This window comes from Streptomyces sp. NPDC048612 (assembly GCF_043199295.1).
In the GTDB taxonomy this organism is placed as follows: domain Bacteria; phylum Actinomycetota; class Actinomycetes; order Streptomycetales; family Streptomycetaceae; genus Streptomyces.
In genome coordinates this window covers 150,051-163,263 of the sequence record NZ_JBICVV010000013.1, presented here as the reverse complement: position 1 = coordinate 163,263, position 13,213 = coordinate 150,051, and the positions used below count along the sequence as shown (strand labels likewise).

The window sequence follows — 13,213 nt, the reverse complement described above, 5'->3', positions numbered from 1 at the left end:
GTCACACCCCCGTCGTTGAGCCTCCGCACGGCCCCGTACGTGAGGGAACCCATGGGTAATGAGCGGCCTCCGAGATGGGCATGGTTGGATGCGAAGGGAGTCCCTCTCAGGGGATTCAGGGGGCCGGAACAGGGCAAGGAGCCGCAGGGGGCGGCAAACCGGGCTGAGCCCGACGGCAATCTGTGGCAGGTTGTCGAGTAGGCGCCCCAGAAGGCCCCGGACGCCTCTCGGGACACCTCCGGAGCGGCATCAAGAGCAACCAGCAGGCGGGAATCGTGAGGATCTTCGGCAAGGTACGGCACCGGCCCTCCGCCTCGTGGCGCCAGGCGACCGACCGCGCTTTCACGCTGATCGGCGACGGCCGTTACGAGGACGCGGGAGCGCTGCTGACCCGCGCCGCCGACATGGAACCGTGGCTCTCGGAGTCCTGGTTCAACCTCGCCCTGCTGCACAAGTTCCGGCACGACTGGGAGCAGGCACGGGCCGCCGGGCTGCGCGCGGTCGCGCTGCTGGACCGCGAGGCCGGGGCGCCCGACTGGTGGAACGTCGGCATCGCCGCCACCGCCCTCCAGGACTGGCCGCTGGCCCGCCGCGCCTGGCAGGCGTACGGCCTCAAGGTCCCCAGCGGCGGGTCCCCGTCCGGCGAACCGCTCGGTATGGCCCTGGGCAGCGCCGCGGTGCGGCTCTCCCCCGAGGGCGAGGCCGAGGTCGTCTGGGGCCGCCGGCTGGACCCGGCCCGTATCGAGGTGCTGTCGATCCCGCTGCCGTCCTCCGGGCGGCGCTGGGGCGAGGTGGTGCTGCACGACGGCGTCCCGCACGGCGAGCGGACCACCGCGGCGGGCCCCTCGTACCCGGTCTTCGACGAGATCGAGCTGTGGGCGCCCTCCCCGGTCCCCACCTGGGTGGTGCTCCTGGAGGCCGCCACGGAGGCCGACCGGGACGCCCTGGAGCGGCTGGCGGCCGACGCGGGCTTCGCCGCCGAGGACTGGTCCTCCTCCGTGCGGCTGCTGTGCCGTACGTGCTCGGAGAGCCGGATGCCCAGCGACGAGGGCGAGGGCGAGCACCTCGACCCGCACGACCACAGTGAGCCCGGCCACCCCGGACCGCTCGGCCACCGCACCGCGGGCTCCGGTTCGCTGTGGGTGCCGGAGCGCGAGTGCGGGATCGCGGCGCCGTCCGCCCTGGTGCGCGGCCTGCTGGACGGCTGGGTCGCGGACAGCCCGGACACCCGGGAATGGCGGGATCTTGAAGAGGTCTGCTGAGGGGCCCGCCGCGTCCCCGTAGGCTGTAGGGCGACTATCAGGGTTTTCAGGAAGGCGTACGGCGGAGATGGCCCAGCAGCCTGTGTTTGATCAAGACGGTGACCGGCGCGTGGACGAGGAGTTCGTCGACGACGTCACGGACACCGAGGAGCGGGAGACCGCCCACCGTGAGCGCGGCACCTCGCGGCCCATCACGGTCGTCGGCAACCCGGTGCTCCACAAGGAGTGCAAGGACGTCACGGCGTTCGACGACGAGCTCGCGCAGCTCATCGACGACATGTTCGCCAGCCAGCGCACCGCCGAGGGCGTGGGCCTGGCCGCCAACCAGATCGGTGTGGACCTGAAGGTCTTCGTCTACGACTGCCTGGACGACGAGGGCGTCCGGCACGTCGGCGCGGTCTGCAACCCGGTCCTGGACGAGCTGCCCGCCGAGCGCCGGATTCTCGACGACTCCAACGAGGGCTGCCTGTCCGTGCCCGGCGCCTACGCCGAGCTGGCCCGCCCCGACTACGCCGTGGTCCGCGGCCAGGACGCCAAGGGCGAGCCGATCGCGGTCCGGGGCACCGGCTACTTCGCCCGCTGCCTCCAGCACGAGACCGATCACCTCTACGGCTACCTCTACATCGACCGGCTCAGCAAGCGGGACCGCAAGGACGCGCTGAAGCAGATGTCCGAGCGGGAGCCCCGCTACCCCGTCGTCGCCAACGACTGAGACGGCGCGGGCGCCCGGCGGACCGCCGGGCGCCCGGCCGCGTCAGGACGGGCTCTGGTAGGCCTGCCAGACCTTCGGCGGGAGGGCCGTCCCCAGCCCGCTCCTGGCACCGCCCACGCCCTGCATCGGCAGCAGCGCGGGGGTGCCCGCCTTGTTGCGGAACATGGTGACGGCGGTGGTCGGCTCGTTGCCGTCCGCCGCGCCGGGCACCCTGTCGGGGCGGACGCGGCTCCAGGCGTCCCCACCGGTGACCGCACCCGGGTCCGGGGCGGCCCACGGGCTGCCGATGAACCACGCCGACTTCATCCGGTCGTCCGGCTCCGTGCGGCCGGCCGCCACCGGCATGTCCAGGGCCGCCCCGTCCGGCCCGCCCAGCGTGCGCCGGCCCACCGAGTGGAGGGCGGAGGTCACCTCCTGGGCGACCCCGGCGTCGAGGACCTGCTCGGGCTCGGGACGTGCGAACCCGGACACCTTCTTGCCGTCGTGGGTCATCCGGGACACCGCGTACGGCTCGATGTGCAGCCCGCCGTTGGCGAAGGTGGTGTAGGCGCTCGCCATCCGGATCGCGCTGGGCGCCGAGGTGCCCAGCGGGAAGGTCTGCTCCAGCTGCGCCATGCTCTCCTTGCGCATCCCCGTGTCCACCGCGACGTCCCGTATCCGCTCCAGCCCGATGCGCGGCCCGGCCTGCACGAACGGCGCGCTCTGGCCCTTGACCAGCGCCGCCCGCAGCGTGTCGTCCCCGGCTTCCCGACCGTCGCCCGGGGCCGTCCCACCGTCCTCGCCGTCCTTGGTGTCGGTGGTGTCGGTGGCGTAGACCTGCTTCTGGAGCGCGGCCGCCAGCACGAACGGCTTGAAGGCGGACCCGGCCGGGACCGCCATGGTGTCCGCGTTGTTGCTGAAGTGCTCGGTGGCGTCGGCGCCGCCGTACACCGCGACGATGGCGCCGTCCTTCGGACGCACGGAAGCCGCACCGAACTGCACGAAGGTGTCGGCGCTGCGGTGTTTCGGGTCGATGTTCTCCCGGCGGACGTCCTTGACGGCCTTTTCCAGGCGGTGCGTGCGCTGTTTGTCGAACGTGGTGTGAATGCGGTAACCGCCGAGCGCCAGGTCCTTGTCGGTCAGCCCGGTGCCGGCCTTGATGAACTTATTGGCGACATCGACGAGATAACCGGTCTGCCCGGCCTGGCTGGTGGGTTTCGACAGCTCCCGGGGCTCGGGGAAGGTGCGGTACTTCGCGCGCTCCTGCCGGCTCATCTTCCCGGTGGTGACCTGCCGGTCGAGAATCCACTTCCAACGGGCCTCGGCCCGCTGGTGATTGGCCTTGCTCAGCCCCGGGTCGTACTGCTCCGACCCCTTCAGCACGGCGGCCAGCAGGGCTCCCTGACTGGGGTTCAGCCGGCCGGCGTCCACGCCGTAATACGCATGGGCGGCGGCCTGGATGCCGTAGGAATCCCGCCCGAACCAGCTGGTGTTGAGATAGCCGCGCAGAATGTCGTGCTTCGTCTTCTGGTTGCTCACCTTCAGCGAGATGATGAATTCCCGCACCTTGCGGGTGAGCGTCTGGTCCTGCGAGAGATAGGTGTTCTTCACATACTGCTGGGTGATGGTCGAGCCGCCCTGGGTCTCCCCGCCGGAGACCGCGCTGACCAGGGCGCGGCCGATGCCCTTGAAGGAGACACCGGAATCGCTGTAGAACGTGGCGTTCTCCGCCGCGATCACGGCGTTCTCCACCGAGTCGGGCACCTTGTCGAGTGTGACGCTCTGCCGGTTGACGGCGCCGACGCTCACCATCTCGCTGCCGTCCGCCCAGTAGTAGACGGTGGCTTCCTGGCCCGCCAGTTCGTTCTCGCCGGGCACGTCGATCTTCGCGTACACCACGGCGAACAGCCCGGCCAGAGCGAGCACACAGAGCGAGACGGCGCCGAGCCACTGGCGCCATGACGGCAGCCAGCGGCGCGGGCCGACTCGCCCCTGCCGCGGATAGTCGAGGAACCGGCGACGCCCCTTCGTTCCCTTCATGCCCGGATAGACCCGGTGACACCGGCTCCGGTTGCCGAGGTAACAGAACGCTCACAAACGGCGTGTCGCCGCGGCGAAGGGGCGTCGCACGTGCTGCGTGCGGACGCTTCCTAGAAGTCGTCGTCGAAGGAGACCGACCCCTCGACGGCGACCTGGTAGGCGGACGCCCGGCGCTCGAAGAAGTTGGTCAGCTCCTGGACGTTCTGCAGCTCCATGAAGGAGAACGGGTTCTCCGAGCCGTAGACCGGGGCGAAGCCGAGCCGCTGCAGCCGCTGGTCGGCGACGCACTGGAGGTACTCGCGCATCGACGCGGTGTTCATGCCCGGCAGCCCGTCACCGCACAGATCGCGGCCGAACTGCAGCTCCGCCTCGACGGCCTCCTTGAGCATCTCGGTGACCTGCTGCTCCAGCTTGTCGTCGAAGAGGTCGGGCTCCTCCTCGCGGACGGTGTCCACCACCGAGAACGCGAACTCCATGTGCATGGACTCGTCGCGGAAGACCCAGTTGGTGCCGGTGGCCAGCCCGTGCAGCAGCCCGCGCGAGCGGAACCAGTACACGTACGCGAAGGCGCCGTAGAAGAACAGCCCCTCGATGCAGGCCGCGAAGCAGATGAGGTTGAGCAGGAAGCGGCGCCGGTCGGCCTTGGACTCCAGCCGGTCCATCTTCTCGACCGAGTCCATCCACTTGAAGCAGAACTGGGCCTTCTCGCGGATGGACGGGATGTTCTCCACCGCAGCGAAGGCCGCGGCACGGTCGTCCGGGTCGGGGAGGTAGGTGTCCAGCAGCGTCAGATAGAACTGGACGTGCACGGCCTCCTCGAACAGCTGACGGCTCAGGTACAGCCGCGCCTCGGGGGAGTTGATGTGCTTGTAGAGCGTCAGCACGAGGTTGTTGGCGACGATCGAGTCACCGGTCGCGAAGAACGCCACCAGCCGGCCGATCATGTGCTGCTCACCCGCGGAGAGCTTGGCGAGGTCGGCGACGTCGGAGTGGAGGTCGACCTCCTCCACGGTCCAGGTGTTCTTGATGGCGTCCCGGTAGCGGTCGTAGAAGTCCGGGTACCGCATCGGACGCAGGGTCAGCTCGAAGCCCGGGTCGAGGAGGTTCTTCGTGCCGGTGGTGGCGGTGTGCGCGGCGGCGGCGTTCTTCTCGGGTGCGGTGGTCATTACTGGCAGGCCTCGCAGGACTCGGGGTTTTCCAGGGAGCAGGCGACCGCTTCGGGGTCGGTGGCCTGCTGCGGTACGGGGGCGGTGGCGGCGGCCGCGCCGCCGCGCGCCGACTGGGCGATCCGGGTCGCCGGCCGGGAACGCAGGTAGTACGTCGTCTTGATGCCGCGCTTCCAGGCGTAGGCGTACATCGAGCTGAGCTTGCCGATGGTCGGCGACGCCATGAAGAGGTTCAGCGACTGGCTCTGGTCGAGGTAGGGCGTACGCGCCGCGGCCATGTCGATCAGCGCGCGCTGCGGGATCTCCCACGCCGTGCGGTACAGCGCCCGGACCTCCTCCGGAATCCAGGCGACGTCCTGCACCGAGCCGTTGGCCTCGCGCAGCGCGTCCCGGGTCCGGGCGTCCCACAGCCCCAGCGCCTTGAGCTCCTCGATCAGATACGCGTTGACCTGGAGGAACTCGCCGGACAGCGTCTCGCGCTTGAAGAGGTTGGAGACCTGCGGCTCGATGCACTCGTACACGCCCGCGATCGAGGCGATGGTCGCGGTCGGCGCGATCGCCAGCAGCAGCGAGTTCCGCATGCCGGTCGTGGCGATCCGGGCGCGCAGGGCCGCCCAGCGGTCCGCCCAGCGCGGCTCGGCGTCCGGGTAGTGGTCCGGGTGCAGCACACCGCGGGCGGTGCGGGTCGCGGACCACGCCGGGTGCGGGCCGTGCCGCTCGGCGAGGTCGGCGGACGCCTCGTAGGCGGCGAGCATGATCCGCTCGGAGATACGGGTCGACAGCTGCTGCGCCTCGGGCGAGTCGAAGGGCAGCCGCAGCCGGAAGAAGACGTCCTGCAGGCCCATCAGGCCCAGACCCACCGGGCGCCAGCGGGAGTTGGAGGCGCCCGCCTGGTCGGTCGGGTAGAAGTTGATGTCGACGACGCGGTCGAGGAAGGTGACGGCGGTGCGGACCGTGGCGTCCAGCTTCTCCCAGTCCATCTCCCCGTTGTCACCGAGGTGCGCGGCGAGGTTGACCGACCCCAGGTTGCAGACCGCGGTCTCCCCGTCGTTCGTCACCTCCAGGATCTCCGTGCACAGGTTGGACGAGTGCACGACCTGGCCGGGCTCGGCGGTCTGGTTGGCGGTGCGGTTGGCGGCGTCCTTGAACGTCATCCAGCCGTTGCCGGTCTGCGCCAGGGTGCGCATCATCCGGGAGTACAGCACCCGGGCCGGGATCTGCTTGAGCGCCCGCCCGTCGGCCTCCAGCTTGCGGTAGGCGGCGTCGAACTCCTCGCCCCACAGGTCCACCAGCTCCGGGGCGTCCGACGGCGAGAACAGCGACCAGTCGGTGTCCGCCGCCACCCGGCGCATGAACTCGTCCGGAATCCAGTGCGCGATGTTCAGGTTGTGCGTACGGCGCGCCTCCTCACCGGTGTTGTCGCGCAGCTCCAGGAACTCCTCGATGTCCGCGTGCCAGGTCTCCAGGTAGACGCAGGCGGCGCCCTTGCGCCGGCCGCCCTGGTTCACGGCCGCGACCGAGGCGTCCAGGGTGCGCAGGAACGGCACGATGCCGTTGGAGTGCCCGTTGGTGCCGCGGATCAGCGAACCGCGGGCACGGATGCGGGAGTACGACAGACCGATGCCGCCCGCGTGCTTGGAGAGCCGGGCGACCTGGTGGTAGCGGTCGTAGATCGAGTCCAGCTCGTCCAGCGGCGAGTCCAGCAGGTAGCAGGACGACATCTGCGGGTGGCGGGTGCCGGAGTTGAAGAGGGTGGGGGAGGAGGGCAGGTAGGACAGCGAGCTGGTGAGCCGGTAGAGCTCGGCGACGTCGTCCAGCGCGCGGTCGCTGTGGTCCTCGGCGAGACCGCAGGCCACCCGGAGCAGGAAGTGCTGCGGGGTCTCGACGACCTGACGGGTGGTGGGGTGGCGCAGCAGGTAGCGCGAGTGCAGCGTCCGCAGCCCGAAGTACCCGAAGCGGTCGTCGGCCCCGTCGGCGAGCGCCTGGTCGACCAGCGCGTCCAGCCGGGCGGCGTGCGCCCGGACGAACTCGGCGGTCTCGTCGGCGATCAGCCCCTCACGGTGGCCGGTCTCCACGGAGGCGGAGAAGGAGACCGCCCCCTGTCCGGCCGCCTCCTCCGCGATCGCGAGGGTGAGCAGCCGCGCCGCGAGCCGGGAGTACTGGGGCTCGTCACCGATCAGACCGGCCGCGGCATCGATGGCCAGCGACCGCAGTTCGGCCTCGTCGGAGCCGGCGTGCCGGCCGCGGAGGGCGGCGGCGGCCACCTTGCCGGGGTCGGTCGCGGTCAGGTCCTCGGTCAGCCGGGTCAGGGTGCGCAGCAGGGCGACCCCCGGCCCGTCCTCGCCCGGTCCGCCGTCGGCGGAGCCGGGAGGCGTGGCCACCACGGGCGGCACGACCTCGGCGTCTGACGCGGGCTCCGTTGGCGCGATGGTCACGTGATGCTCTCCCTCACTCGGCGGGGGCCGGGAGGGGCGGGCGCGACGGGCGCACGCGAGCGTGCGGCACCCCGTGACGGCAGGGGTGCGCGGGCACACCGCGCGGCGTCCACCGGCCCAACCCTCGGGGCCCGGACGTATCGACGTCCGCACCCATGGCGGGCGCGGGCGTACCGTCGGCAGGTCCTCGGACTGCACGGGCGCGCCCCCGGCACCGTGATTCCGGCCGGCCGGGCGCGCTCCTACACCGTTGCGGGACAGTTCCGGATTCCCACCGGATTCCCCTGCGGCGACAGCGAGGACGAGCATACATGTGGTGGTGGCCCCTCAAGCGCACCCCCATATCTAGTGTGTCGTGAGTGATCACACAGTGCCTGTCAGTGGCCTCGGCTATGGTCGGTCGGACGTTCCCGGCCCTGCCGGGAGGAGGGGGAGGAGGCCCCATGACGACGCTCGTCGACCGGCCGCATGTCGCGGAGACCGCGCATTTCGAAGAGTTCGCCCGGATACTCACCAGCCGGGAACCGCGCGCGCGGCTGGAGTTCATCGACGGCAAGATCAGGAGCAAGGCCGTCCCGGACGCGCACCATGGTCGCATCCTGGAGTGGCTGACCCGCCACTGCGCTCAGGCCCGTCCCGAGCTGCGCCTCCACCTGGACCAGGGGCTCAAGGTGCAGGCAGACCGCCGCGGCCGCGCCCGTCCTGACGGCGAACTCGCCCCCAGCGGCGCCTTCGTGGGCCAGGGGATATGGGCCGATCCCGACCCGGTGCTCATGGTCGTCGCCGTTACCTGCCATGACGCGGACACCGATCAGCGCGATCGGACGGAGAAGCCCCGGGTGTTCGCCGGAACCGGCATCCCGCTCTACCTCCTGGTCGACCGGGAAGCCGGTCAGGTCACGGTCCACAGCGAGCCCAGCGGCGGCCGCTACACGGTCATGGCCACCGTGTCGTGCGGCAGGAAGCTGCACCTCCCCGACCCCGTCGGCATCACCCTCGAAACCGAGCAGCTGAAGAACTGGGTGAACTGAACCCGCGCACGGCAACGGGCCGCCGCGTCCCGAAGGATGCGACGGCCCGGGGCCGGTAGCCGGACGGCCGGTGGCTCAGTGTCCGGCCGGTGCCTCCGCGGCGGCGGGCGGGAGGTCGACGGTGACGCCCTTGTCGCCGGCGTCCGCCGTGTAGTCGGCGGGGCTGGTCTCGTCGATGCCGTCGGGGACCTTCGCGGCCTTCAGGGCGACGGTGAGCACGACCGTGACGACCACGTTCAGGACGAAGGCGGTCAGACCGATGTAGCCGATCTCACCGATGCCGGGGATCTCCTTGCTGGAGCCGCCGAAGTGCGCCTGGGTCGGGCTGGCGACGCCGTAGGCGGCGAGGGTGCCGTAGAGCATGCCGGCCGCCCAGCCGGTGAGCAGCGCCCAGCGGTGGAACCAACGGGTGAACAGCCCGCCGACCAGGGCCGGCATGGTCTGCAGTATCCAGATGCCGCCCAGCAGCTGGAAGTTGATCGCGACGGTCTTGTCCATGGTGAGGACGAAGGCCAGCGCGCCGACCTTCACCAGCAGCGAGACCAGCTTGGCGACCTTGTGTTCCTGCTCGGGAGTGGCGGCCGGCTTGAGGAAGTCCTTGTAGACGTTGCGGGTGAAGAGGTTGGCCGCGGCGATCGACATGATGGCCGCGGGCACCAGCGCGCCGATACCGATCGCGGCGAACGCCACCCCGGAGAACCAGCTCGGGAACATGTCTTCGAACAGCTGCGGGATGGCCAGCTGCGGGTTGCCCTGGATGTCCGTACCGGCCTTGATCGCCATGAAGCCGAGCAGCGCCAGGAGGCCCAGCATCAGGGAGTAGAGCGGGAGGATGGTGGTGTTGCGGCGGATCACGTTGCGGCTGCGCGAGGACAGCGTCGCGGTGATCGAGTGCGGGTACATGAAGAGCGCCAGCGCGGAGCCGAGCGCCAGGGTGGCGTACGCCCACTGCGCGTTGGGCCCGCTGGTCAGCTCACCGCGCGGCTTGCCCGCGACCGGGCCGGGCTCGGCGAAGGCCTTGCCGGCCGAGTCGAAGATCGCGTCGAAGCCGCCCAGCTTGATCGGGATGTAGATGATCGCCACGGCGATGACCAGGTAGATCAGCCCGTCCTTGACGAAGGCGATCAGCGCCGGGGCGCGCAGCCCGGAGGAGTAGGTGTAGGCGGCCAGCACCGCGAACGCGATCAGCAGCGGCAGGTCCTTGACGAACCAGTTGGTGTGCTCGCCGCCGCCGATGCCCATCACGTCCAGGACGGCCTGGATGCCGACCAGTTGGAGGGCGATGTACGGCATCGTGGCGAGGATGCCGGTGAGCGCCACGGCCAGCGACAGGCCCTTGGAGCCGAAGCGGCCGCGGACGAAGTCGGAGGTGGTGACGTACCCGTGCTTGTGCGAGACCGACCACAGGCGGGGCAGGAAGGTGAAGATCAGCGGGTAGACCAGGATCGTGTACGGCACGGCGAAGAAGCCGGCCGCACCCGCCGCGTAGATCGCCGCCGGAACGGCCACGAACGTGTAGGCGGTGTACAGGTCGCCGCCCAGCAGGAACCACGTGATCCAGGTGCCGAAGCTGCGTCCGCCGAGCCCCCACTCGTCGAGGTTCTCGGACTGCTCGGCCTTGCGCCAGCGGGCGGCCAGGAAGCCCATGACCGTCACGGCCAGGAAGAAGAAGACGAAGACGGCCAGTGCGACGCCGTTGACGCCGTGTGTCTGGGAAGCGGCGAGCGGGGTGCCCGCGGCGTTCAGGGTCGCGGTCACTGGTCCGCACCCCCCTTGCGGGCACGCTGCTCACGCTGCACGAGCTTGTAGGCGAGGGTGGTGAGCGCGGTCGAGATCACGACCCACAGCATCTGGTACCAGTAGAAGAACGGGATACCGATGAACGTCGGCTCGATCCTGGCGTACGAACTCACCCACAGCATCGCCACGAACGGAGCGATCAGGCAGAGCCCGGCCACCACCCGTGTGGGCGTGACGACCTGTCTGCGATCCGGTGGTGCGGCTGACTGGGTCATGACCGTGGCTCCGTCCCCTGGCTGTCTCCTGTGATCGGTGGAATCTAAGGCAGGGCAGTGGCAGGCGTCACTAGCTGTCCGCATATCGGTATCAAGAATCCACCCGGCCGCGACCTGCGCCGTCGGCCTTTCGGCGGCGGACCGGGCGGCGGGACGGGGAGAAGCCCGGCCGGAGGGCGCGCCGCCCGGCCGGGCGGCGGGTCAGTCCGCGGGGCGGCGCAGCCGGGCGACGAACTTGTAACGGTCGCCGCGGTAGACCGAGCGCACCCACTCCACCGGCTGCTCCTGCGCGTCGAGCGAGTGCCGGGAGAGCATCAGCATCGGCAGCCCGACGTCCGTGCCCAGCAGACCGGCCTCGCGCGGGGTGGCGAGGGAGGTCTCGATGGTCTCCTCGGCCTCCGCCAGACGGACGTCGTACACCTCGGCCAGCGCGGTGTAGAGCGAGGTGTACTTGACGAGGTTCCGGCGCAGTGCGGGGAAGCGCTTCGCCGACAGATGGGTGGTCTCGATGGCCATCGGCTCGCCGCTGGCCAGCCGCAGCCGCTCGATGCGCAGCACCCGGCCGCCGGTCGCGATGTCCAGCAGCTCGGCGAGCCGGTCGTCCGCGGTGACATAGCCGATGTCCAGCAGCTGGGAGGTCGGCTCCAGGCCCTGGGCCCGCATGTCCTCCGTATAGGAGGTCAGTTGCAGGGCCTGGGAAACCTTGGGCTTGGCGACGAAGGTGCCCTTGCCCTGGATGCGCTCCAGGCGGCCCTCGACGACCAGCTCCTGGAGGGCCTGACGCACCGTCGTGCGCGAGGTGTCGAACTCCGTGGCGAGCGTGCGTTCGGGCGGGACCGGGGTGCCGGGCGGCAGGGTCTCGGTGATGTCCAGCAAGTGCCGCTTCAGGCGGTAGTACTTCGGCACCCGCGCGGTCCGTGTGCCGCCGCTCTCGGCGCCGCTGCCCCCGTCCGTGTCCATGACCCGCCTCTCCGACTCCTGTCGCGCTGCCGTCACCGGCTCCTCCGTACATAGCGGCTCACATCGTGGCACGGGTGGCTTTCCCGCGCTCGCTTGCAGGTCCCGGCCCGCGAGATGTCGGTCCGGTAACGGACCTGACAGCGACTCTTATACACCCTTGACACCCCAAAAGGTCTAGGCCAAGCTGCGGGCGCTGGTCTAAACCATTAAAGACCACACCCGGCCTTGGGGGGAGAGCGCAATGAAGCGTGGGCTCATAACGGCGACGGCGGTCGCGGGGATGCTGGTGGGGGTCGCTGCCTGTGGGTCCGGCGGCGGGAACGCGGGTGCGGACGGCTTCAAGGGGCAGAAGCTGACCGTCTGGGTGATGAGCGGTTCCAATCCGGCGCAGTGGACCGAGCAGGTCTCCGCGCAGTTCAGGAAGAAGACCGGCGCCACCGTCGAATTCAAGGTCCAGCAGTGGAACGGCATTCAGCAGAAGCTGAGCACCGCACTGTCCGAGGACTCCCCGCCGGACGTCGTCGAAATCGGCAACACCCAGACCGCCGCCTATGCCGAGGCGGGCGCGCTGGCCGAACTCGGCGATCTGAAGAAGGAGATCGGCGCCGGCTGGAACGACGCCTTCAACAAGGCGTCGCTCGTGGACGGAAAGCAGTACGCCCTGCCGTGGTTCGCCGGAAACCGCGTGGTGATGTACAACAAGCGGATCTGGGCGCAGGCCGGACTCAAGGGAACGCCCCGAACCCGTGGTGAACTCTTCAAGGCCTTCGCCGCCATCAAGAAGAAGACCGACGCCGAACCGCTCTATCTCCCCGGCCAGAACTGGTACTTCCTCGACGGACTGACCCTCGGCACCGGCGCCGACCTGGTGAAGCGCCAGGGCGGGAAATGGGTCTCCAACCTCGGTGACCCGAAGGTCGCCAAGGCCATGGACCTCTACAAGCGGTACCAGTCCTTCAGCACCGCCCCCAAGAACAAGGACGAGGCCACCCCGCAGCAGGCCGAGATCTTCGCCAAGGGCCGCACCGGCGCCCTCATCGCCATGGGGTACGAGGCCGCCACCGCCGTCAAGGCCAACCCGGACATCAAGGAGGACATCGGCTTCTTCACCATCCCCGGGGAGACCGCGGACAAGCCGGAGGGCGTGTTCCTCGGCGGCTCCAACTTCGCCGTCGCAGGAATGGGCAAGAACCAGGAACTCGCCAAGGAATTCCTGAAGGTGGCGCTGTCGAAGCAGAACGACCGGCAGATGGTGAAGGAGTCCGGCTGGACTCCGAAGTCCGCCGAGATGGCGGGCGCCGGCAAGGAGAATCCGGCCGTGGCGGCCGCCGCACCCGCGGCGGAGAAATCCGGGGGGACCACACCACTGATTCCCCAGTGGGCCGCCGTGGAGAACGTGCCGAACCCGATCAAGAGCTATATGACCGCCGTGCTGAACGGTAAGTCCCCGGCCGAGGCCGCCAAGGACATCGAGCCCGAGATCAACGCACGGCTCGCCAAGCAGTAGCGGACAACCGGTCGTGCCGGCGCGAGACCCTGCCGGCGCCACCGGACCGGCCGGCCCGTGCACCGCGGGTGCGCCGGGGGCCGGCGCGAAACCAGGCACACCGGAC

The 13,213-nt window shown here is 70.0% G+C and carries 10 protein-coding genes and 1 riboswitch; of the genes, 4 read left to right on the top strand and 6 right to left on the bottom strand.

Annotated features, from left to right (window positions below; genetic code table 11):
* The first annotated feature begins 275 nt into the window (after positions 1-275).
* Entirely contained in the window at positions 276-1,262 is a 987-nt protein-coding gene (locus ACGFN2_RS21355; protein WP_362604704.1) for a hypothetical protein, read from the top strand.
* Between the two features lie 67 nt (positions 1,263-1,329).
* On the top strand, positions 1,330-1,974 hold the full coding sequence (def, locus tag ACGFN2_RS21350) for a peptide deformylase (RefSeq protein WP_362604702.1): 645 nt from the start codon (positions 1,330-1,332) through the stop codon (positions 1,972-1,974).
* A gap of 42 nt (positions 1,975-2,016) precedes the next feature.
* Here the strand turns inward: def and ACGFN2_RS21345 are convergent, their stop codons facing one another.
* From ACGFN2_RS21345 to ACGFN2_RS21335, 3 genes are all read right to left on the bottom strand, one after another.
* Positions 2,017-3,993 (bottom strand): transglycosylase domain-containing protein, encoded by a 1,977-nt coding sequence (locus ACGFN2_RS21345; RefSeq protein WP_393362661.1) that lies wholly within the window; start codon positions 3,991-3,993, stop codon positions 2,017-2,019.
* A gap of 110 nt (positions 3,994-4,103) precedes the next feature.
* Entirely contained in the window at positions 4,104-5,159 is a 1,056-nt protein-coding gene (locus tag ACGFN2_RS21340; protein ID WP_393362658.1) for a ribonucleotide-diphosphate reductase subunit beta, read from the bottom strand.
* Positions 5,159-7,594, bottom strand: a complete 2,436-nt coding sequence (locus ACGFN2_RS21335; protein ID WP_393362655.1) for a ribonucleoside-diphosphate reductase subunit alpha — start codon at positions 7,592-7,594, stop codon at positions 5,159-5,161. Before ACGFN2_RS21335 ends, ACGFN2_RS21340 begins: the two co-directional genes overlap by 1 nt.
* A 181-nt stretch (positions 7,595-7,775) precedes the next feature.
* Positions 7,776-7,880, bottom strand: a riboswitch (cobalamin riboswitch).
* A 157-nt stretch (positions 7,881-8,037) separates the two neighbouring features.
* Between ACGFN2_RS21335 and ACGFN2_RS21330 the strand changes: the two genes are divergently transcribed.
* Positions 8,038-8,625, top strand: coding sequence for a Uma2 family endonuclease (locus ACGFN2_RS21330; protein ID WP_362604696.1), 588 nt, complete (start codon positions 8,038-8,040; stop codon positions 8,623-8,625).
* 75 nt (positions 8,626-8,700) lie between these two features.
* On the opposite strand, the gene mctP is transcribed toward ACGFN2_RS21330, so the two are convergent.
* The 3 genes from mctP to ACGFN2_RS21315 form a co-directional block, all read right to left on the bottom strand.
* Complete coding sequence (gene mctP / locus ACGFN2_RS21325; protein ID WP_393362651.1) at positions 8,701-10,383, bottom strand: monocarboxylate uptake permease MctP; 1,683 nt, start codon at positions 10,381-10,383, stop codon at positions 8,701-8,703.
* Positions 10,380-10,640, bottom strand: a complete 261-nt coding sequence (locus tag ACGFN2_RS21320; protein WP_362604692.1) for a DUF3311 domain-containing protein — start codon at positions 10,638-10,640, stop codon at positions 10,380-10,382. Before ACGFN2_RS21320 ends, mctP begins: the two co-directional genes overlap by 4 nt.
* Positions 10,641-10,841: 201 nt before the next feature.
* Entirely contained in the window at positions 10,842-11,600 is a 759-nt protein-coding gene (locus ACGFN2_RS21315) for a GntR family transcriptional regulator (protein WP_362604782.1), read from the bottom strand.
* A gap of 241 nt (positions 11,601-11,841) precedes the next feature.
* Here ACGFN2_RS21315 and ACGFN2_RS21310 point away from each other — a divergent pair, with 241 nt between their 5' ends.
* The gene (locus ACGFN2_RS21310; RefSeq protein WP_393362648.1) at positions 11,842-13,107 is read left to right on the top strand and encodes an extracellular solute-binding protein; all 1,266 of its coding nucleotides are present in this window, start codon (positions 11,842-11,844) and stop codon (positions 13,105-13,107) included.
* Positions 13,108-13,213 lie beyond the last annotated feature (106 nt).